Origin of the sequence: Changchengzhania lutea (genome assembly GCF_006974145.1) — a bacterium.
GTDB lineage: Bacteria > Bacteroidota > Bacteroidia > Flavobacteriales > Flavobacteriaceae > Changchengzhania > Changchengzhania lutea.
This window is the reverse complement of sequence record NZ_CP039456.1, coordinates 3,879,366-3,902,403: the sequence shown is the minus strand read 5'-3', so window position 1 is coordinate 3,902,403 and position 23,038 is coordinate 3,879,366. Positions and strand designations below refer to the sequence as shown.

Annotated in this window: 18 protein-coding genes and 1 pseudogene; 13 read left to right on the top strand and 6 right to left on the bottom strand. The window is 33.9% G+C overall.

The window, feature by feature from the left end:
- Positions 1-211: 211 nt before the first annotated feature.
- The 9 genes from FAF07_RS17460 to FAF07_RS17420 all read left to right on the top strand — a co-directional run bounded on the left by FAF07_RS17460 (position 212) and on the right by FAF07_RS17420 (position 12,909).
- Positions 212-3,241, top strand: coding sequence for a SusC/RagA family TonB-linked outer membrane protein (locus FAF07_RS17460; protein ID WP_142786327.1), 3,030 nt, complete (start codon positions 212-214; stop codon positions 3,239-3,241).
- 18 nt (positions 3,242-3,259) lie between these two features.
- On the top strand, positions 3,260-4,747 hold the full coding sequence (locus FAF07_RS17455) for a RagB/SusD family nutrient uptake outer membrane protein (RefSeq protein ID WP_142786326.1): 1,488 nt from the start codon (positions 3,260-3,262) through the stop codon (positions 4,745-4,747).
- A 155-nt stretch (positions 4,748-4,902) separates the two neighbouring features.
- Positions 4,903-5,952, top strand: coding sequence for a glycoside hydrolase family 130 protein (locus FAF07_RS17450; RefSeq protein WP_142786325.1), 1,050 nt, complete (start codon positions 4,903-4,905; stop codon positions 5,950-5,952).
- Positions 5,952-7,265 carry an MFS transporter gene (locus FAF07_RS17445; protein ID WP_142786324.1) on the top strand — a complete coding sequence of 438 codons (1,314 nt, stop codon included), beginning with the start codon at positions 5,952-5,954 and terminating at the stop codon, positions 7,263-7,265. Before FAF07_RS17450 ends, FAF07_RS17445 begins: the two co-directional genes overlap by 1 nt.
- A 25-nt stretch (positions 7,266-7,290) precedes the next feature.
- On the top strand, positions 7,291-9,024 hold the full coding sequence (locus tag FAF07_RS17440; protein ID WP_246067733.1) for a hypothetical protein: 1,734 nt from the start codon (positions 7,291-7,293) through the stop codon (positions 9,022-9,024).
- A 3-nt stretch (positions 9,025-9,027) separates the two neighbouring features.
- Positions 9,028-10,653, top strand: coding sequence for an alpha-glucosidase (locus FAF07_RS17435; RefSeq protein ID WP_142786323.1), 1,626 nt, complete (start codon positions 9,028-9,030; stop codon positions 10,651-10,653).
- A 91-nt stretch (positions 10,654-10,744) separates the two neighbouring features.
- The gene (locus FAF07_RS17430) at positions 10,745-11,344 is read left to right on the top strand and encodes a class I mannose-6-phosphate isomerase (protein ID WP_142786322.1); all 600 of its coding nucleotides are present in this window, start codon (positions 10,745-10,747) and stop codon (positions 11,342-11,344) included.
- A 480-nt stretch (positions 11,345-11,824) separates the two neighbouring features.
- On the top strand, positions 11,825-12,613 hold the full coding sequence (locus FAF07_RS17425) for a helix-turn-helix domain-containing protein (protein ID WP_221930765.1): 789 nt from the start codon (positions 11,825-11,827) through the stop codon (positions 12,611-12,613).
- A 122-nt stretch (positions 12,614-12,735) separates the two neighbouring features.
- The gene (locus FAF07_RS17420) at positions 12,736-12,909 is read left to right on the top strand and encodes a transposase (RefSeq protein ID WP_246067732.1); all 174 of its coding nucleotides are present in this window, start codon (positions 12,736-12,738) and stop codon (positions 12,907-12,909) included.
- Positions 12,910-12,941: 32 nt separating this feature from the next.
- On the opposite strand, the pseudogene FAF07_RS17415 reads toward FAF07_RS17420, so the two are convergent.
- The 4 genes and pseudogenes from FAF07_RS17415 to FAF07_RS17400 form a co-directional block, all read right to left on the bottom strand.
- A pseudogene (locus FAF07_RS17415) lies at positions 12,942-13,216 on the bottom strand (HipA N-terminal domain-containing protein).
- 685 nt (positions 13,217-13,901) lie between these two features.
- Positions 13,902-14,834, bottom strand: a complete 933-nt coding sequence (locus tag FAF07_RS17410) for a L,D-transpeptidase (RefSeq protein ID WP_142786320.1) — start codon at positions 14,832-14,834, stop codon at positions 13,902-13,904.
- 16 nt (positions 14,835-14,850) lie between these two features.
- A complete protein-coding gene (locus FAF07_RS17405; protein WP_142786319.1) occupies positions 14,851-15,570 on the bottom strand; it encodes a peroxiredoxin in 720 nt (239 codons plus the stop codon).
- Positions 15,571-15,716: 146 nt separating this feature from the next.
- Positions 15,717-16,358, bottom strand: coding sequence for a patatin-like phospholipase family protein (locus FAF07_RS17400; RefSeq protein ID WP_317130307.1), 642 nt, complete (start codon positions 16,356-16,358; stop codon positions 15,717-15,719).
- Between the two features lie 194 nt (positions 16,359-16,552).
- Between FAF07_RS17400 and FAF07_RS17395 the strand changes: the two genes are divergently transcribed.
- The 4 genes from FAF07_RS17395 to FAF07_RS17380 all read left to right on the top strand — a co-directional run bounded on the left by FAF07_RS17395 (position 16,553) and on the right by FAF07_RS17380 (position 19,419).
- Positions 16,553-17,335 carry an MlaE family ABC transporter permease gene (locus tag FAF07_RS17395; RefSeq protein WP_142785881.1) on the top strand — a complete coding sequence of 261 codons (783 nt, stop codon included), beginning with the start codon at positions 16,553-16,555 and terminating at the stop codon, positions 17,333-17,335.
- Positions 17,332-18,099: an ABC transporter ATP-binding protein gene (locus FAF07_RS17390; RefSeq protein WP_142785882.1), complete on the top strand. Its 768-nt coding sequence runs from the start codon at positions 17,332-17,334 to the stop codon at positions 18,097-18,099. Before FAF07_RS17395 ends, FAF07_RS17390 begins: the two co-directional genes overlap by 4 nt.
- Complete coding sequence (locus FAF07_RS17385; RefSeq protein WP_142786318.1) at positions 18,096-19,094, top strand: MlaD family protein; 999 nt, start codon at positions 18,096-18,098, stop codon at positions 19,092-19,094. Before FAF07_RS17390 ends, FAF07_RS17385 begins: the two co-directional genes overlap by 4 nt.
- Before the next feature lie 118 nt (positions 19,095-19,212).
- A complete protein-coding gene (locus FAF07_RS17380) occupies positions 19,213-19,419 on the top strand; it encodes a dodecin family protein (RefSeq protein WP_142786317.1) in 207 nt (68 codons plus the stop codon).
- 257 nt (positions 19,420-19,676) lie between these two features.
- Here FAF07_RS17380 and FAF07_RS17375 read toward each other — a convergent pair whose 3' ends face one another.
- Together FAF07_RS17375 and FAF07_RS17370 are read right to left on the bottom strand one after the other, a co-directional pair.
- Positions 19,677-21,977: a glycosyltransferase gene (locus FAF07_RS17375; protein ID WP_142786316.1), complete on the bottom strand. Its 2,301-nt coding sequence runs from the start codon at positions 21,975-21,977 to the stop codon at positions 19,677-19,679.
- 11 nt (positions 21,978-21,988) lie between these two features.
- Positions 21,989-23,026 (bottom strand): glycoside hydrolase family 130 protein, encoded by a 1,038-nt coding sequence (locus tag FAF07_RS17370; protein ID WP_142786315.1) that lies wholly within the window; start codon positions 23,024-23,026, stop codon positions 21,989-21,991.
- Positions 23,027-23,038 lie beyond the last annotated feature (12 nt).

Here is a 23,038-nt window from a genome sequence, read left to right as displayed (position 1 = left end):
TTTTAATTACCTTAAAACAAGGTTATTAGTAAATAGTGTACACTATTGGGCAAATAGTGTACACTATTTGCCATGTTACCCTGATACCTTTATCATGTGATTTTTTTAATCATAACCATACAACAAAACCTTAACTAATTCAATTCACTTAATTATTTAGAATTATGAAAAAAACTACTCAAATGATGAATCAATTAAAAATGTTCTTATTATGAAAAAAAATATGATTTATAACCTGTTCTTAATAGGTGTATTATTATTTGGGGGAACTGTGCTGGCCCAAACAATTACAGGTACTGTTTCAGATAGTAATGGTGCCATACCTGGTGTAAACATTATTGTACAAAACACCTCTAAAGGAACGGTGACCGATTTTGATGGTAACTATACCATCGATAATGTAGAACCAAACGCCATTTTGGTTTTTAGCTTTTTAGGATATACAACAAAGGAAGTTTCTGTTAATGGAAAGACAGTTATTGATGTCGTATTGGTTGAAGATTCACAGGCACTTGATGAGATTGTCCTTGTAGGATATTCATCAGTAAAAAAATCTAATGTTACATCTGCTGTTTCGGTTGTTGATTTGGGAGATCTTGAAAAAACAAGAGTCCCTAATATTGCGCAAGCCTTACAAGGACAAATTGCAGGCGTACAGGTAACATCAAATTCTGGGGCTCCTGGAGCACCTATTCAAATACAAATTCGTGGTCAAAACTCTTTTCTGGATGGAAGCCCATTATATGTAGTTGATGGGATTCCTACAACAGATATTAGTTTTTTAAATCAAGGAGATGTTAAAAAAATGACTATTCTAAAAGATGCTGCTGCCGCTGCAGTATATGGCGCACGAGCAGGTAATGGTGTGGTACTTATTGAGACCAACAGTGGGTCAAAAGGAAAAGTTAGTTTTGATGTAAACTATTTTACAGGAATTCATAATGTAACTAACCTTCCGACTTTATTAAATACAGATCAATATCTAAATACAGTAGAAAAAGCTTATAATAATTCTAATAGAACTGATCCCAATCCCTATACAGCATATAAAAGTAGAACAGATTTAGCAGATACTGATTGGCTTGATGAATTGTTTGAAACTGGACGATCTCAAAATTTGCAATTGAGTGCTAGTGGAGGCAGTGACAAATCACAATATTTAATGTCCTTAGGCTATTACGATGAAGACGGTGCTGTAGTTTTTGATAGAGATAAATACAAAAGAATTAATTTTAGAACCAATCTTAATGCAAATCTAACAGAGCGTTTAAAAGTTGGAGCAAATGTTCAATTATCTCATACAACACAAGATGCCATAGCGTCTACAGGAGAGAGTGTTATTAGGTTTGCCTTATTAAGGGCTCCTATTCTTTCGGTTTATAAAGATGTTAATGACCCTACCTATTCAGAAAGGGATCCTTTTACCGATTTGCCATTTTTCACACCTACAGGATTTGATCAAAATTTTGACAGACCTGGTAATCCAATTGCTCAAGTGTTTTTTACAGACGATGTTCGAAAAACATTTAACACCTTTGGTAATGTATATGCAGAATATGCATTTTTAAAAGATAAAAATCTAACATTCAGAACCAATTTGGGTATCGATTATTCATTTTATCATGACAAATCCTTTCATGCAAATTTTGGTGATCCAGATGGTGGAAATACCCCTGCAGAACAATTGATGGGTAGAAATAACAGGCCTAACAGTTTAAATGAAAGTAGAGGAGAGAAATATACAATTACTTATAATAATGTCTTGAACTATACAAAAACATTTAATGACCTACATGATTTTACAGCCTTGGTTGGAATGGAATTTATAGACAATTTAGAATCTGGAATAGGTGCTAGTAGAAGTCGTTTTCCATTTACTACTAATGAATTTAGATTTTTAGATTTTGGAGGTTTAGAAGATGATGGAAATGGGGGAAGTGCTTCAGAATTCGCATTATTCTCATATTTTGCATCATCATCCTATGTTTATGATAATAAATATATGTTTACTGCTAATATTAGAGCAGATGGCTCTTCGAAATTCGCAGAAGACAAACAATGGGGATATTTTCCATCTTTTTCAGCGGGTTGGAAAATCTCTGCCGAAGAATTTTTAAGTGATGTAGAGTGGTTGTCCAATTTAAAATTAAGAGCAAGTTGGGGGCAACTTGGAAACCAAAACATTCCTGACTATAGTTACTTACCATTGATATCTCAAGAAAATGGTTTGGTTAGACAGTCTCGATTATCGAATCCTGATGTAAGTTGGGAGACCAGTACCCAAACAAATATTGGTCTTGATGTAGGCTTATTTAATAATAAATTGGCACTAACAGCCGAATATTACACAAAGGATACTAACGATATTTTACTAAATATAAGTCTTCCTGTATCTGTAGCAGGGTTTATTGATCCTACTATTTTTAATACGGGTAAAGTGAGTAATAAAGGATTTGAATTTTCAGCAAATTATAGAAATTCAGATCATGAATTTAAATACGGTATAAATGCAAATTTTGCTACTTTAAAAAATAAAGTTGAAGCCCTTAATGTGCTAGTACCTAATATTACAGGAGATCAAATAAGAACTGAAGTTGGATCTGCAATAAATTCTTATTATGGCTTTACCATGATTGGCATATACCAAGATCAAGCAGAGATAGATAGTCATTTAGCCGCAGGGAATAGTGTAGTGCCTGGAGATATTAAATTTAAAGATGTAAATGGAGACGGACTAATTTCTCTGGATAAGGATAGAGAAATTATAGGTTCATCAATACCAGACTTTACGTATGGGCTATCATTGTCTGCAGATTATAAAGGGTTTGATTTTTCTATGCTTTTTCAAGGTGTTGAGGGTATAGATAGATATAACGATGGCAAGAAAATTGTAGATTACGATACACGTCCTTTTAACTATACTACAGCTATTCTAGGGGCTTGGGATGGGGCAGGAACCAGCAACAGCATACCCCGCGTTACATTTGATGATAATGGAAGCTCTAACCCATCAAGTATTTATGTAGAAGACGCATCCTATTTACGTCTTAAAAATATTGAACTTGGTTATACTATAAAATCAGTACCATTAGTTCAAGATATGCGTCTTTATATCTCTGCTCAAAATCTTTTTACTTCAACGGATTATTCTGGCTTAGATCCCGAAACTACAGATTTAATTGATAAAGGAACCTATCCTTCTTCTCAATCATTTTTATTTGGTGTAAATATTAAATTTTAATTTAAAAAATTGTTAATCATGAAAAATATATTTAAAAGCCTCGTTTTGATATTCTTCTTTACAACCTTCGTAGGTTGCAATGATGAATTAAATGAAAAGCCTATAGGGTTTCTCACTGAAGATTTACTTGATACAACACCATCAATCACTACATTAGAGTTTGCGGTTACCACAGCCTACGGACCACTTAAAAACACCTTAAATGGTGTTGTTCCTGATTGGCAATGGAATTTAGGAGTTGTATTTAGAGGTGATATTATTGTACAGGACATGGCGGCTAATGATATGAATAAAAAATGGAATCCTGACGGTGATCAAGCTTGGATGGATAAAATTGGTAATTTTACTTTTACGCCGGTGAATGGAGGTCCCACAGGAATTTGGATATTTGATTATGAAGGTATTTCTAGATCGAACCTTGCCATAAAATTTTTAACCGATACTGAATTTGTTCAAGAAGCAGGCATGAGTGATGCCCGTAAGAATCAATTATTATCTGAAGTTTATTTTTTAAGAGCTTATTATTATTTTGATTTGGTAAACAATTTTGGAGATGTGCCACTGGTGCTTGCTTTTCCAGAATCAATTGCAGCTGCAATTGAGCTTTCCGTTAGAGTTCCTGCAGCCGAGGTTAAGCTACAAATAGCTTCAGATTTAACAGCAGCTAAGACATTAGCAACCAATGCAAAATACCCAGATCCAGCAGATCCATGGAGAGTGTCAAAAGGGGCTATTATTGCTTTACAGGGAAAAATAGCATTGTATGATGAGAATTGGCCAGAAGTATTAACTTTAATTTCGGAATTGGATGGGTTAGGAAATTATAACCTAAATGGAGAATATTTTGACAGTTTTGATGCTAATTTAGAATTTACCGAAAATGAAGTGATTTTCGCCTATGATCACCGTACAGGAGAATCACCACGAAATGGAAATGGTCTTGGTGCACCAACAGAATGGGGCTTTTTTGCGCCAACAAGTGATTTTTTAGCTGCTTTTGAAACCAATGATCCAAGATTATTATACACCATAGATGTGCCCAATCAACGTTCAAATAAAATATTAGGATCTACAACAGATTATCGTGGTAATGATGATGGCCCTGGAAATAAAGTATTTATCCGGTATGCCGATGTATTATTATGGAAAGCTGAAGCACTTCTTGAAACTGGGGACCTATCTGGAGCCATTGCCATAATTAATCAAATAAGAAACAGAGCAAGAACAAGTTCAACAGCTGATGGATCTGTAATACCTCCAGGAACGTTACCAGACAGAGCAAGTTCAACAAATGCATCTGAAATAAAGGATTGGTTAATGCACGAAAGAAGAGTTGAATTAGGTTGGGAATCTCAAAGATTTAACGACTTAAAAAGATGGGGAACAGCTAAAGCAGTATTAACAGGGCTTGGAAGAAACTTCGAGGATAAACATAATTTATATCCAATTCCACAACTGGATATTGATAGATCTGGAGGTGCAATTACACAAAATCCAGGTTATTAAACATCTTTTTATAAATAATTGTTTTTGAGTTTAGTTTAATTTGTAGAGAAGTGGTTGTTTTTTATAATTACTACTTCTCTTTTTTATGATTTCTAAACAAGCCCTAAAAAAACGATATTCTTTTTTTTATTCTTCAATATTAAATTAAATGAGATATGGCAGATATAGCAATTCGATATAAACAAAACCCATTATTGTCTCCCAAAGATTTAGAACCTAGCAATGAGAATATGATCATTGAATGTTTGCTAAATCCCGGCGTGTTTGAATTTAATGGAAAAATAGGGCTTCTTGTAAGGGTGGCAGAACGTACGGTTCAAAAAGAAGGCCTCCTGTCCGTACCCATTTACAATGACTTTGGTAAAGTGGAAATTTTGGATTTCGACTTAGATGAACCAAAGCTGGATGCATCTGATGCCAGAGTTATCAGTTATGATGGCACAGATTATTTAACAACCATATCCCACCTTAGATTGCTTTTTAGCGACGACGGAACCAACTTCGAAGCATCAGAACTATATCCGTCACTTTTTGGAGAAGGCGACTATGAAAGTTATGGTATTGAAGATTGTAGGGTTTCAAAAATTGAAGACACCTATTATTTAACCTATACTATGGTGTCACCCAATGGTGTAGGCGTTGGTTTAAGGACTACAAAGGATTGGAAAAATTTTGAAAAGAAGGGCATGATATTTAGTCCGCACAATAAAGATTGCGCCATTTTTGAAGAAAAAATAAATGGTAAATATTTCGCGCTTCATAGACCAAGCAGCCCAGAACTAGGGGGAAACTATATATGGCTTGCAGAGTCCCCAGATAGTGTGCATTGGGGCAATCATAAATGTATAGCAAAAACACGAGCTGGTAAGTTTGACAGCAAACGATTAGGGGCAGGGGCTGCCCCCATTAAAACGGATAAAGGGTGGTTGGAAATTTATCATGGTGCTACAGAGGGAAACCGCTATTGTTTAGGAGCCATTTTATTGGATTTAGAAAACCCTTCAATAGTCATTGCGCGTTCTGAAGAGCCCATTATGGAATCCATTGCTAGTTATGAACAAACTGGATTTTTTGGAAATGTAGTTTTTACCAACGGACATATAGTCGATGGAGATACCATCAAAATGTATTATGGAGCATCAGATGAACATGTCTGTTTGGCTAGCTTTTCAATGAATCAAATATTAAAAACACTAGGACAATAATGATAGATTTAGCAAAAGTAGGATTAAAAGATTTTACGAGAAGTGCAAAAATACTGATACTTACAAATACCATTTATGCTTTTGTGTTACCCGTAATCGATATTTTTGTTGCGTCGTACATCATGAGAAATTCTAACGATCCATCAAAAGTTATTTTATATCAATTGGCAATTTATGTGGGGATTCCCATTACTTTTTTTATAAATGGATTTTTATTGAACAAAATCAATATCAAAAGATTATTTTCTTTGGGAATGATACTAAGTGGTGTTTCCATGGTGTTTATGATGTCTTTAGATGAAATTAATTATACAGGAATAGCCATTGCCGGTTTAATTATGGGCATGTCTTTTGGGCTGTATTGGGCCAATAGAGACTATTTGGTGCTAGCTACCACAAAAGATAGAACACGAAATTTTTATTATGGTTTAGAAACATTTCTTTACACCATCATTGCATCTACGGTACCTGTCCTTATAGGATGGTTTTTAATGAGCGGGGAAGTGGAAGGCGATTTGTCAAATGAAGGTGTTAATTCAGCTTATAGGGTGATAACCATGATTGTTTTTGGAATTACCATTTTAGCATCTATCGTATTTCATTTTGGGACCTATGAAAAACCAAAGAATGAAAAGTTTTTATATTTTAAATTTCACAAACTCTGGAAAAAAATGCTTCAATTGGCCGTATTAAAGGGGTTGGCACAAGGTTTTATAGTTACGGCACCTGCCATGTTAATGATGAAATTTTTCCAATCAGAAGGCGCATTGGGTTCGGCAATATCAATAGGCGCCGTTATAGCCGCTGTAATTATGCTGCTTCTAGGGAAATATTCAAAACCCAAACACCGATTGGCTATTTTTTCCGTGGGGCTCATTTGCTTTTTCTTAGCATCATTTTTTAATGGGTTGCTTTTTAATACAACAGGCGTCATCTTATTTATGTTTTTATTATTGATAGCGAGACCGGTTCTTGATATTGCTTATTTTCCTATTCAATTAAAAGTTATAGATTTACTTTCATCAATAGAAAACAGAAATGAGTTTTCCTATATTTTAAATCATGAATTTGGTCTGTTTGTCGGTCGTTTTTTAGGAGCAGGTACTTTTTTGGTGATCGCTTTTTATATAAATACGGACATCGCATTAAGATACGCCTTATTGATTATTGGTGTACTTCAATTGCTTTCCATAATTATTGCGAAGCAGCTTTTAAAACAGCAAGAAACATTAGAAAATGAAACATTCACATCTAAAAATATAGGCACTCAAAATAAAGATGCTATAGAGGTAGATGTTACGACAGTTCAATAAAAAAAGAATATTACAGATGAAAATAATGAAGTACATCCTAGTTTTAATGATTGGTTTGGGTATTTATTCATGTAAAACCGAAGCATCAAAATTAACTATAGAAAATCCAGTCGATCAACTTCATTTGAGCAGGATTGATGCCATGCCCAATTTACCAAAACCATTTAAGATTATCGACTTCCACCAGATAGCAAAAGATTATGATAGATTGGTGTACGACCCCAACCAAACAGGAATGTATTGGCCCTTAATCTGGAAAGATAATTCCCGTAAAAATGTAGATCAAGAAACCTACGGGATTTATACAGCAATGGGAGATGTTAGACAAGGAATAGCACATTATGATGGTATTTTTCATGAATCCTTGGCGAGTATTGGTTCGGTGTTAGGGGGCAGTTTGGTAGGTGTAGATAAATCGAACCAGAACGGTGAAAATTATACAGGCATGCTAAAAAATTATTTCAATTCTGAAACGAAATGGGATATTATGATGAACAATACCTGCCCAGAAGTAGCTCAATTAGGTGGTGGTTATGCCCGCGATTGGTGGTATGATGTGTACCCCAACGTGATGTTTTATGCGGTAGCGGATTTTTATCCAAACGAAAATGGTTTTGAACCTATTTTACGTTCTGTAGCCGATAAGTTTTATGAGGCTGATGCTGTTTTAAATGGTGATTACGGCTATTCCTTTTTTAATTACGCCACTATGGAACCCACTAAAAATTGGATTTGTGCACAAGAAGATGTGGCTGCAGGACATGCTTATGTATTGTATGCCGCCTATCAGAAATTTAATGATCCAAAATACTTAGAGGCTGCGAAATCATCATTAGAAGCACTTTTAAACCTGGAAGAAAATAGGTTTTATGAAATATTAATGCCTTTTGGAGCTTATGTAGCGGCCAGATTAAATGCCGAAGAAGACACCAATTATGACTATTCAAAAATATTGGATTGGACTTTTGATGGTACCTCGGTTTGTAGAAAAGGTTGGGGCGTTCTCGTTGACAATTGGAATGGTTATGATATTTCGGGAATTGTTGGAAGCACTGTAGATCATGGAGGTTTTGGGTTTTTAATGAATACCTATGATACTATGTGGCCTTTAGTGCCCATGGTTAGATACGATCAACGCTATGCAAATGCTATAGGGAAATGGATGTTGAACGCAGCCAATGCATCCCGATTATTTTATCCTAATGAAATTCCAGACGAGCATCAAACAATTCCTGAAGAGAAAGCACATACTAAAGGCGTCATTGCCTACGAAGGGCTTATTAAAAAAGCACATTATGAGCAGTATGAACATATTGAAGCCCCTGTAGCCATTGGAGATGGCATGCATTGGAACAAAGACAACCCGAAAGTGTCTCAGTTCAGTGTTTATGGAAGTGGGCATGTAGGCATTGCGGGAGCCATTATTTCTAAAACCAACGTTGATAATATCTTGCAGTTAGATTTGTTAGCAACAGATTTTTATAAATCCGAAGCACATCCTTCATATCTATATTACAATCCAAATCCAGAAGTTAAAGCCGTAACCATTTCAACAGGAGAACAAGAATTAAAGATTTACGATGCCATTCAAAGAGCATTTATTGCTGAAAATGTAATAGGTAGTTTTATTTTTAATGTCGCCAAAGAGCATTCAGCTTTATTGATCTTTGTTCCTCAAAAAGCTGTTATTTCAGAGAAAAGCGGAAAATTATATGCAGATGAGGTGGTAATAGATTATCACTATAAATCGAAAGCATAGCGCATGAAAGCGGTTGTTCCATTTCTTTTATGTCTTCTATTGATTTCTTCATGCAATTCAAAGACTATTTCAGGTTCATCAGATAAAACATGGTGGAAAGAAACTGTTTTCTATGAAATTTATATGCCCAGTTACAAAGATAGCAATGGCGATGGTTATAGCGATTTTAAAGGATTAACATCCAAATTAGATTATATTCAAAACTTGGGAATTAAAGGGATTTGGTTAACGCCTTTTTTACAATCGCCAAAAGTAGATAATGGATATGATGTTTCTGATTATTATAAAATCGATTCAACTTATGGAACCTTGGAAGATTTTAAATTTTTCTTAAATGAAGCACATAAAAAAGACATCAAAATAATTATGGATTTGGTGTTAAATCACACGTCTACCGAATCAAAATGGTTTCAAGAGTCAAAAAAATCAAAAGACAATCCTTACAGGGATTATTATATTTGGAAAGACCAACCCAATAATTGGGAGTCTTTTTTTGGTGGATCTGCTTGGGAATTGGATAGCACAACAAACCAATATTATTACCATCAGTTTGATGTTAAAATGGCTGATCTTAATTGGGGAAACCCAAAAGTTGTTAAAGAAATTCAGGATGTCCTAAGGTTTTGGTTGGATATGGGTGTTGACGGATTTCGGTTGGATGTTATCAACTTTTTGACTACAGAAGGTATCACTTTAGACAATCCAACAAATGAAAAAGGAGAACAGGAACACCTAAATGATATTAATCAAAAAGGTGTTAAAGAGGCCATGAAAAGGATCCGAGCGACCGTTAATGAATACGATAACCGTTTTATAGTTGGAGAAATAGGAAGCGATAAAATTGACGTTTTAAAACAATATCAAGGGACAGAATTATTAGATGTTATATTCAATTTTAATTTTGGAAGTATTTCTGAATTTTCTGCACAACGAATATTTGATGAGTTGCAAAGCATGGAAAAAAACATGAGCAACTATCCAACATTATTTTTTGGAAGTCATGACATGCCACGTCTTATAAATCGTCTGGCAAACAATAATCCTGAAAGAGCTGAAACTTTAGCAGCTTTAATGCTAACGGCAAAAGGCGTTCCTTTTATATATTATGGAGAAGAAATTGGCATGGAGAACATTGAAGCAAATTCAATAGATGAAATGATGGATATTCAAGGTCGAACACACTATCATTTGGCTTTAGATAATGGAAAGTCTAAGGAAGAAGCCCTTATAATAGGAAATAAGCATAACAGAGATAAATCTAGAAGTCCGATGCAATGGAATGCTACCAAATTTGCTGATTTTTCAAATAAACCCCCTTGGATAAAGGTTCATGAAAATCATACCTGTTTAAATGTAGAATCTTTAGCGAAAGATGAAAATTCTTTATTAAACAATTACAAGAAACTCATTGCTTTGCGAAATTCAGAGCCAGCCCTTCAATATGGTAAATACAAACAATTGTCTTTTTTAAATGGTGTCATAGGGTTTTCCAGAACATTTAAAGGGACCACTATTAAATGCTACTTTAATTTTGGTGAAAATTCTAATAAAATAACATTAGAAAAGAACGAGAATATTTTACTTGGAGAATTAACAATTCAGTCCAATAAATACTTAATTATAAAATAATCTTAAAACAAAATGGAATTATATCCTTTAAAATTTAATCCAGTTTATAGCTATCGTATTTGGGGTGGGAAAAAATGAAATGTGGTATGTGATGGAGGCTGAAGATCATGCTGAATTGATAGTTGGTTTTAATCAAAAAGTTGAACAAGAAAACTATATTATGCACCTTAACAATTCAACTTTAAGCGACATATTAAATATAGAAAAGGTAAAAAAGGGAGATGCATTTTATATCCCTACAGGAAGAATACATGCCATTGGAGCTGGCGTATTATTGGCTGAGATTCAACAAACATCGAACATAACATATCGAATTTACGATTATGATAGAGTTGATAAGAAAACAGGAGCGAAAAGAGAATTACATACGGATTTAGCTATGAAGGCCATTGACTTTAAAGCTTACGATGATTATAAGACAAAGTATGATAACCATGTTAATGTTTCCAATAAGTTAGTCCACTCACCTTATTTTAAAACCAATATTATTAATGTTTCAGGCAAAATAGAAAGGGATTATGCAGATATTGATTCTTTTGTTATCTATATGTGTGTCGGTGGTTCTTTAAAGATAGAGCATCAAAACAACACTTATAGCATAAAAAATGGGGAAACATTATTGCTTCCAGCCAGTATAGATCATTTAAAAATTAGCGCAGAGGACGCAAGTCTATTAGAAGTTTATTTATAAATGTTTAACGAATAGAATTATTTTAAAAATTTTGTAAACTTAAAACGTTATATTTAAATTGTAATTAAACAAAAAATAAAAATCATGCCCCCTTTTTTTGTGAACTCAACCTTGATTTTAGTTGGCATCTTAGGTTTATTTGTGATATCACTGATGTTATTTTCATATGGATCCAATAAGTTAGTTAATATTTATTTGGTGGTCATTCTTGTTTTGTGTTCAACTAGAAACATCTTAATTGGTTTTTTGGAAATTACCAACACTACCATACCTATTCTAAATCCAAAATACATTTCACCAGTCTACCTTACTGTTGTGCCGTGTTTATATCTATATTTTAAATCTTTAATCAAAGATTATAAATATTTTCACAAAAAGGATTTAATCCATTTCCTCTATCCATTTTTGATTTTAGTCCTAAATTTAGGGCAAGGATATTTTCCCATTTTAAAAAACCAATCAATTGAAAACATACGTTTTATGAGTTTGGTTGTATTCTTTTTAGCTTATTTAATTTTGTCCTTTAATCTTCTTTATAAGAACTTATGGAGGCAAGACTGTAGTAAGTCCGTTGACTTAAGACATTATTACCTAATAAAAAATTGGACTTTTTTTGTTTTTATAATTTCAACATTTTTATTTTTAAGAATTTTATATTCAGTCTATTCTGAAAAGATTTCCAATCAATTACTTCAAGCACATAACTTTTCTTTTGTAACTATTATACCTTGGTTGTTTGTCTATGGTAAAATTTTGATTAATCCCGAAATTTTATATGGGTATCCAAAATTAGAAAAAAGGTTAATAGAAATTCAAAAAATAACAACGGTTAACAATAGTATCTGGATATATGATTTAGCGAATATTTCAAAACTTGATAACAAGAAGCATAGTTGTAACATAAAAAACGTGTTGCCTTATATTGCTGATATTGAAAATATTGTTCAAGAAAAACACCCTTTTAGAAACACTAAATTTTCGTATCAAAATTTTGTAGAGCTATTAAACATACCCTCAAGTCATGTTCATTATATTTTTAAATATCACTCAATAGTTTCTTTTAAACAATATAAAGATTACTGTAGAATAGAAGATGCTCTAAAACTTATTGATCAAGGGAGTCTAGATGCCTCAATGTTAGAAAATTTATCTGGTAAGGTAGGTTTTATTTCCTATGATTCATTTTTTACCACTTTTAAAAGCCACACGAAACTGACGCCAAAAGAATATTTAAACTGTCAAAATAATCTTAAATTTACGGAATGCTGATATATAGTATCAGATTAAGGACTAGTTTCCAAAAGCCAGCTAGGTTTTCAAAAAAATGTAATTATTTGTCGAATTTTAACGTGTCCTAAAAAGGGGAAGCCTACAGTATATTGAAAGGGAAGATGGTAATCAAACTTTTCAAAATATACCCAAACCTGAAACAGAAGCCATATTGGGACAATCATTTTTGGTCAAGAGGATATTTTTTAAGCACAGTAGGATTAGATGAATCAATTATAAGACGATATGTCAAATATCAAGAACATCATAGTTATGACCCATTGGGTCTAATCTGAAAACCAAAGCCACCGTTTTTAACGATGGTTCTTTACGTAACACTTATTGCTCCAATGCAATTTTCACAACAGGCTAGTAATAATCCCATACGGTCATTTGGGTTTAACTTCCAGTTTTTTGTGGCGATATTTAATAACCAACCTTTGGGGATTAAACCCTCAAAAAAGGGAACAGTCTATTATCTTTATAAGGTTTTTATCTTGCTGGTATAGAGAATGTTATAAATTGTTCTGGATATTGAACTATATAATTAGCATTATCTTCTAGTATTTTAGAACTAACTACTGCAAGCTTATGTCCAAACATGCTTAATACAAGGTTAACCTTATCCATATTCAAGTTTGTTTTTACCTGCTCTATCTTTCTAACAACAGTTAAGGCAACCCCTGTACATTCAGTAAATTCTTTTTATGTAAGATTTACTTCTCTTCTACGTGTTTTTAAAAATTTGAATAATTCTTTCATTGAACTCATCTTGACTTTTTGTTTTTAACCGAAAACGAGATAAAATTTGTACAGATGAGATACTTTTTGAAAGGCATAGCATCGCTACGAATAAAAAAAGTAACGAAATATGGGCGAATTTTAGCCGTTTTTTAGGAAATAGAAAAAGTCAAGATGAGTTCTATATGTTTTTAGATATAATTGAAGACAAATACACTAAATTATATGTAATTGCATATATTTAATGTAATTATGTTATAGCTATATGCTTTTATATATAATTATGCAAAAAAATAATTTAAAATCTGCATTTGGACCAGATTATAGGTCTTAGAAAATTTGTCCGACTTTTTGTTGCAAGTCCAATCCAAAGGATGATATGCTTATAAAACTAAATGCAGTTCCAAACGTATAAATTAAGGGTCATCACGCTTTTTTAACTGATGAAGCTTTGGCCAATATTGCAGATACGACCATTTAATTTAGGTTTTTGGAACGACAATAAGAAAACGGAAAATGAATTAACAAATTCTATAAAAACGGGTAATCATTTATTGAAACCATAAATATCTTTTAACGTTACTTTTTTACCTTCTTCATCCGTCACGTTTAAATCGTATCTTATATTTATTTTTGTACCAATTGGGGCATAATAGTAAATAACCCAAGCATCGGCTTCTTTTGTGCCAATACACCCATTGGAATAGGCTTTCCCTAATGTTATAGGGTTGGTGGTTGGATGAATTAGTTGCCCGTTTCTAATACTATTTATTTCAGTTTCTATAAAAGGAATTTGAGGTAATTTGGTAACTTTTTCATCATCTCTTTTGGTTACAAAATATCGATGTCCATTTACTGGGTTGTAGTAGCTCGGATTTAGAACATGATTTGCAATGACACCACTACCCGTTTTAGTTTTTAAATCGACAGCTCTACCGGCCATTTTAAGGTATTTCTTTTGGTTTATTCCAACTCGAACTGGAAATTCATAACGTTTAATAGAATCTTCGAAAATGCGCAGTTTAAACTCAGGGATATTTATATCAATACTAGTCCTTTTGAATGAGTTTAGAAGATTTATAGCATTAGTAGAATCGGGGATTATTATAGAAGTTCCTTTGCGCAAAACAATCATCTTTTTTTGATTATATACAAATGAATCTTGTGCTTTCATTCTATAATAATCAGTACTTTTAAGTGTGTCTATAATCCAGGGGTTTGCCCTAACCAAAAGATGTTCGCTTAATTTATACGATACTAAAGAATCGTATTTACAAACAATAGAATCTAAAAACTCAAAATAGTCACCAACCGTGATTGGAGTATCAACTACAATAGTTTTTAAACTTTGAATTGAAGCAGTTATATTTCTGGTGTTAGAATACACAATAAGATTATCATCTTCTTTAGGACAGCAAAATTTTAATGAAACTAACAAGGTAATTACCAAAAAAACAGGGGGGCTTAACTTAAGGAACATCTTGTTAGTTTTTGTGTTAATTTTTTAAAATATCACTTAAAATAGTGTCTCTGTCTAATTTTTTAGTGCAGAAAAACCAATCCTCACATTCCAATTCATCCGTATTAATCATGCGCTCTTGCGCTTGATCACATGACCCTGCTGGTGACACAATTACATCATCTCCTGGTGTCCAATCTGCAGGGGTGGCCACAGCGAACTTATCTGATGTTTGCATCGCAATCAGGGCTCTATAAATTTCATCAAAGTTTCGTCCTAAACTTAAAGGATAGTAAATTAACGCTCGAATAATACCTTTTGGATCAATAAAGAACACCGCTCTTACAGCTTGCGTTTTGCTTTCTCCTGGTTGAATCATGCCATATTTTTTGGCAATCTCCATGGTAATGTCCTCAATTAATGGAAATTTTACTTCAACGTTTTTCATGCCGTTGAATTCAATTTTTTCTTTTATGGTTCTTAACCAAGCAATATGGCTGTATAAGCCGTCTATAGAAAGACCAACCAGCTTACAATTGGCTTTGGCAAATTTATCTTCGAGATGGGCGAAGGTTATAAACTCACTGGTGCAAACAGGCGTAAAATCGGCCGGATGACTGAATAAAATAACCCATTCTCCAACATAATCATTAGGGAACGTGATATTCCCTTGTGTGGTTACTGCTTCAAATTCTGGCGCCATATCTCCAATTCGGGGTATAGATACCTTGTCTTCTTTTTCCTGTAGTGTTTCCATTTTAATATTTTAAGTTGTTTTAAATTCTAAGGTTTTTACTGTTTTTTTTGCTTACAGACATACTATATATTATAAATTTAAGAAAGTCTTTAATCTAAATTTAAAGATAAATGTCCTTGAGAGTTATTGAAATGATAATGCTCAGTTCAACTAACCCTAAGAGTGGATTTTAACTTAAACAAAGGATCCCTGTTGAGTGCCTTGACAGTGGCCTGGTAGCCTATATTGAAAATACCATCGAGGTATTTTTTATCGAACGTTCCGTATTTGTTCAACTCCTTTGGGGAAATGACCAAATCGCAATCGCTAAATTTTGAACGGCCACCTTTAACCGGCCTTAGTTTAAAAGCGTGCTCTATCCCATGATGCGAATGCTTTAAATCCTTAATGGTTATGGCATTGTAGCCATCAACATAACAAGAACCTTCAATTTTTACAGGCGCAAATACACCAGGAAATGCTGCAGAAGCAAGTATGGGCTTGATAAGTTGTCCAGAGTGAAACGTTTTACGCTGTCCATTTAAAATATCTGTTGCAGTAATATATAATGGTTTTTGGAGGGCATCAAAATGGTCTTCTTTTATATAATCGTTAAATTGGGGATAAAACTTTTCAGTATCAATAAACCCAGGTTTGCCAAGAGCATATTTTTTTATGTCCAATACCTGGATGTCCTTAAAAAACCTTAAAATGGCTTTCCAGCTGTAACCATGGGCATATAGTGCGCCCACAGTGGCCCCGGCACTTGCCCCTGCAATATGTGTAGGGAAAATATTGTTTTCCTCCAAGGCTTTTCGCCAACATGGGCAATGCCCCTTGTACCGCCACCTGATAGTACCAAACCTATTTTCACCACTATAAGTATTTGCGGAAAATTACAATCAAGGCCACTTGCTCGAAATGATATTTATCAGACCAATGATTTTTATCATTTCACGTATACCGCGATTGCCATACATTTGGATAGAATGCTATATTCAATATGTCAGGATTCGGTAATATACGTGCCCAATTAAAGGCCTTCTTAGTTGAAATTGGGGAGCTGTCCTACTTTACGGCACGTTTTTTTAACAATGTTTTCAAACCACCTTTTGAATTGAAGGAACTATGGCGCCAATGCTATAATATGGGAAATCGCTCCTTAGTACTGGTAGGCATTACAGGTTTTATAATTGGACTCGTACTGACCTTGCAAACCCGTCCAACCCTCATGGAATTTGGTGCCGTATCATGGATGCCGTCCATGGTCGGTATTTCTATCGTAAGGGAGATTGGCCCAATAATTACGGCCTTGGTCTGTGCTGGTAGAATTGGCTCCGGTATAGGTGCGGAACTGGGTTCTATGCGCGTAACAGAACAAATTGATGCTATGGAAGTGTCTGGAACCAACCCTTTCAAATATTTGGTGGTGACCCGGGCATTGGCGGTCACGTTAATGCTTCCGTTATTAGTGGTGGTAGGAGATGCGATTGCGTTATTTGGATCTTTTTTGGTTGAAAGCGTAAAAGGTAACGTCTCCTTTGTTCTCTATTTTAACAAGGTGTTCGATTCGTTGGAATTTGGTGACATTGTGCCTGCAACCATTAAATCATTTTTCTTTGGTCTGGCCATTGGCCTTGTGGGTTGTTTTAAGGGCTACTATTGTAAAAAAGGAACGGCTGGTGTTGGAAAGGCAGCAAACTCTGCGGTTGTTTTTTCATCATTGTTATTGTTTATTATCGATTTTATGGCTGTTTTGGTAACCGATATATTTTATGGTTTATGACAGAGCTCCATAACATACCAGATAAAGAGGTTGTTCTTGAAATTAAAGGTTTGCATAAGGGCTTTGGAGATAACCATGTGCTTAATGGCTTCAATATGCAATTGTACCACGGTGAAAACTTAGTGGTCATGGGGAAGTCAGGTTCTGGAAAATCGGTGATGATCAAATGCCTGGTAGGGCTCATGGAAGCCGATAGCGGTTCTATTTCGGTAATGCACAGGGACATTACCAAACTGGATCAGGGTGCACTGGATACGCTACGAGCAGATATTGGCTTTTTATTTCAAGGCAGCGCACTATATGACTCCATGACTGTCCGAGAAAATTTGGAGTTTCCTTTACGGCGGCATACCAGAAAAAATGATCAAACCGTTGACACCGAAAAGTTGGTTGTTGAAGCTTTGGAAAATGTCGGTTTAGCGAGTGCCATCGATTTAATGCCGGCAGAACTATCTGGAGGGATGAAACGGCGAGTAGCTTTGGCAAGAACCCTTATTCTACGACCAAAAGTAATACTGTATGATGAGCCCACTAGTGGATTGGACCCCATAACGGCCAAGGAAATTATTATCCTGATGCAGGACATTCAAAAAAAATATGGCACCTCCTCACTCATCATCACCCATGATGTGGATTGTGCACGGGTTATTTCGGATAGGATGATATTGCTCATAGACGGCATCGATTACGCTGTCGGAACATTTGCCGAATTATCAACCTTAAAGGACCCCAAAATTAAAGCTTTTTTTAAACAAGAACTATGAGAGATACAGGCCCACAAAAATTACGGTTAGGACTCTTTGTCATCATAGGCACGGTTTTGTTTATTGTGGGTGTTTATGTAATTGGGCAGCGGCAAAACATGTTCAAAAAAACATTTGCAATAAGTGCTTTTTTTCAAAATGTAAATGGCTTGCAAAAAGGGAACAATGTACGCTACTCGGGAATTGGCATCGGGACAATTAAAGAGATCGCCATGGTTAATGACTCTACAATCAAGGTAGACATGGCCATTGAAGAATTTATTGTGGCCCACATTAAAAAGAATGCCATTGCTACGATTGGCTCAGACGGGTTGGTCGGTAACATGATTGTCAATATCGTTCCGGGCAAGGGGAGCTCTGAAGCCATTGGCAATGGCGATATTATTGAATCTTATAGCAAATTGGGAGCAGATGATATTTTGAGCACCTTAAGTGTGGGTTCTGAAAATGCCGCGATCCTTACCTCGGATCTATTAAAGATCACAACCGCTATGATTGAGGGCAAAGGTACTTTGGGTGTGCTATTGAATGATACGATCATGGCAGAAGGTTTAAAGCGATCCGTCAACAACCTCAGAGTTGCTAGTAGAGGGGCAACAAATGCAATTAACGGATTAAATACAATCATCTCTTCGATAAAAACAAATGACGGCACCGTTTTGGGCATGTTGATGAATGACACTATATCTGGCATAAAACTAAAAAACATTGTTGGTCATCTTGAAACCTCAAGTATTGAGATTGAAACTGTCTTGGCAAATATCAATACCGTTGTTGATGATTTCAGTTCTAGTGAAGGTGCCTATGGTTATATTCTAAAGGACACGTCTTTGGTCAATAATTTAAAGTCTGCAATCAAAAACATAAATGAGGGCACAGATAGGTTCAACCAGAACATGGAAGCCTTAAAGCACAATTTTTTAACGCGAGCCTATTTTAGAAAATTGGAACGGCAAGAAAAAAGTAACGACAAAAAATCCGGAAAAGAGAAATAGCAACGAATACTAGAGAGATTATTTAGTTGATTAATTATTGGTTGTAAATGATCTATATCATTTCATAATATGATATTAACTTTTATATTCATATTTATTAATTATAAAATTAGAAATTATGTCCGTATTAAAAGTAGTTGAGATTTTGGGAAACTCTCCCATTAGTTTTGAAGATGCCATTAAAAACATAGTAAATGAAGCCTCTAAAACTATAAAAAAAATTAAGTCTGTATATGTACAAGATATGCAGGTAACGGTAAATAATAATAAAATAGAAATGTATAGGGTTACTGCCAAGGTATGCTTTAGCATTTTGCAGGATTAGGTTATTATAATTAGGAGTTATTTAATACATTAAAAAGCCTGTAGGTTTAAATTAAATACAGGCTTTTAACTAATTTTTTATGTCCGTTTTTTGTCATTGACTTAACGTTACCCTAAATTCGTTTTAACGCCTCATATAATTATATTGATTTATATTTTTATGAGATTCTGAAACAAGTTTAGAATGATGTGCTTTGTACATTTATGATTCTTTACAGACAATCAAATTAATTATAAATTAATTTGTGTTTTTAAAATTTAATCACTAAAAATTGTTGGGAAAATACTGTCCCATTGCCCTTTGGATTCTGCTTTACGAAGATTGTAAACAGTTACTTTTCTAGTATATTTATCCATTATCATTTGTGCCTTAAAAAAACATAAGGTAGATTCTGCTCCTTGGTTAATATTTACATGTGTGTCTTCCAAACCATCATAAGAGGCTCCATTTATAGGATTATACATAACTTGATTAAGATGATTATTACCTAAAAACCAACTAAAGGCAATTTCAAGTTGATTCTTATACCTAGTTTTACCGGTTATTCTGTAAAATAAATCCAGTGCAATAATAGTGGTAGCTATTTCTATAGGTTGTTCGCCATAAAATTCACGTTCGTTTTTTTTCTTAAACCACCCTTTGTTCGAGATTACTTTTATTTGACGCTTCATAAAATATTGTGATAATAAGAAATCAAAAGTAATTTCTGCTATTTTCTTATAATCCTCATTTTTAGTAATCAAGTAACTGTACATCATAGCTTCTGGCAGGATATTGTTGGCATAGGTCATATAATCCTCATACCAATGCCAACCTTCTTCATAGTTTACCTTATAATGTTGTAAAAGCTTATTGGCTAATCTTTCTACTTTGCTTTTTACAGATTCTTCAGAGTATGATGCATAATAGTGACACAGTCCTTTAATAGTATATGCTATTGCTCTGGGGGAATTCATATCATCTATTCTATCTATAGTTTTATGCCAACATTTTTTTGCCCGATGAATAAAACCAGAAGGTAATATATTTTGATGCCCTATAACATAGCCTAAACTCCAAACGGCTCTACCGTTAGCATCTTCAAGATTAGTTTCGTAATTTTCCTTTGTTAGCTGGAGCTCATAGTTCAGATAGTTGTCAAACCAACCATTTTCTCTCTGGATATTTTCAATAAAGCCTAAATAAATATCAGCATAGTTAAGCACGCTTTTTTTTCGATATAAATTATAGTGCATAACCATATTTATTAAAGCTCTGGCATTATCATCTAAAGTATAACCAGAATTTATGTCTGGTTCACTAAAATTAGAAAATTGCAGTATGCCATGATTGGTAGTTAGTTTTTTAATATGATCTAGTTTAATTGGGGGTAAATTAAACCTTAAATCTTCTATACGTTCCGCTAGTTTTCCAAAAAGCAATCCGTATTTTATTGCTACATTTTCCCAAGTTGTAAACCGAATGTTTGCAAAAGCATTTTTAGCCATGTTAACACGCTTATTTTTATTTTCTATGAGATCTAATATTTTTTGTTTGATTTCATTACTGTCCCCAAAGTTTTCTAATAATAAACCATTTCCGTTTTTCAATGTTTCTACAGCATGAGGTATGGGATTTGAAATTACAGCACAACCACAACTTAAAGCATAAACCAATGTGCCACTAACAGCTTGATTAGGGTCTTTGGAAGTAAATAAATAGATATCGGACAATGTTAAATATTCAAGTAATTGTTTTAATTTTAAATATTTATTGATGAAGATTATATGGTCCTGTAGCTTAAGTTTTTTTGTAATCTCCAAAAGCCGATTACGATAAACTTCACCTTCTCTTTTTATGATTTCGGGATGTGTTTTACCAATAACCAAATAAACCACATCAGGATGTTTTTTTACAACATCTTTTAAAGCATATATAGCGGTTTCTATGTTTTTATTTTCACTGAGCAGACCAAATGTTGATAACACAATTTTATTATGGTATTCATACTTAAGCTTTAATGCGTTTTTTTGTTCCCAAAGAACAATATGAGTCCCATGCGGTATTATTCTAATTTTATGTTGTGAGCATTTGTAATCATTTATAAGTATTTCTTTAGATATGCTAGTAAGTGCAATGAGCTTGTCTGAAAGTGCATCGATAGTTTGAATAACTTTTTTTCTCTTTTCATTTGGGTTAGGTAATACTGAATGAAAAACCGTGATAACCGGCTTATTTAATGCTAGCAAGAATGCTAATAAGTAATCTCCTAATACCCCACCATACAACCCAAATTCATGTTGAATACAAACTAAACCAATATCATTTCTTTCATTTATTTTTTCAGCAATTAAACGGTAATTTTTTAAAATTGAAGTACTCAATATATAGGATACTTCTTCTCCATAAGACAAAGGTGGTCCTTCATTTTGTAATGCACATACTTCTATGGGTAGTGTACTCCCAAACATATTACCAATGGCGTTAACAGTATCATTAGAAAAAGTTGCTATCCCACATTTTCTTGGTGGATACGACCCGACAATTAACATTTTCATTCCTCTTTCTAAAAATTTCATAGTATCCTTTTTTAGGGTTGCTTTCTTAATTCTTGTAATAGCCTGCTTAAACTCATTTTTGCAACACCAGTGTACATATCGGCTGCACCATAATACACATATAAATCATCCCCGAATACGGCATGTCCTGTGGGGAAAACAACATTATCTACGATACCATATTTTTCCCATTTTTTTGTTGGAGAAAATAAAGGATATAATAACCTTGATATTTCAATTTCGGGTTTATCTATGTGCAATAATGCTGCTTTGGCATGATATGTTCGCCCTTTTGTTGTTTCTTGAACACCGTGATAAATTAACAACCAACCGTATTCAGTTTCTATTGGAGGCCCGCCAGCACCAATATAATTAACTTCAAAAATGCCTTTAGGGTCTAAAACAATATAATCTGTTAAATCCTTAATATAATCCTCCCAAAAGGTTTTTGTTAAATCTTTCCAATCATCAAAATAAACTATTTGAATTCCTGGCCAAATGCGGTGTAACATAGCAAATTTTCCGTTTATTTTTCTTGGAAATAAAACAACATCTTTGTCCCTCAAAAGTCTGGATTTTTCATCCACTAATCCAATTTCGGCAAAAAGACGAAAGTAATGATGGTATTTAGGGTTTAATCCTTTTTTATCACAACACTTTACTAATTTCTCATATTCTTTATAATTGAGCTGGGGTGTTATGATACCATGCTTTTCAAAGTGAACCAAATCCTTTGAAGTTGCTAATGCCCCTAACGTATTAATACCATCATAAGCCGTATAAACTATGTAGTAAGTATCATCAATTTTTGTGATCCTTGGATCTTCTACACCGTGTTTTTCGTAATCTAATTCACGTGTTATTATAGGATAATTATAGCGCTCTTTTATTTTGTAAGCCCCATCTGTTTTAGCATATCCTATGGTGGAAAAATTACCATGTTGTACTGCTCTGTATAGAATATGTACGGTGTCTCCTTCTTGATAAATACCTGGATTAAAGACACCATCATTTTCGAATTCGTTTTCTGTTGGACTCAAAAGAATTCCATATTTTTCTAACCCTTTCATCTGTTTATTATT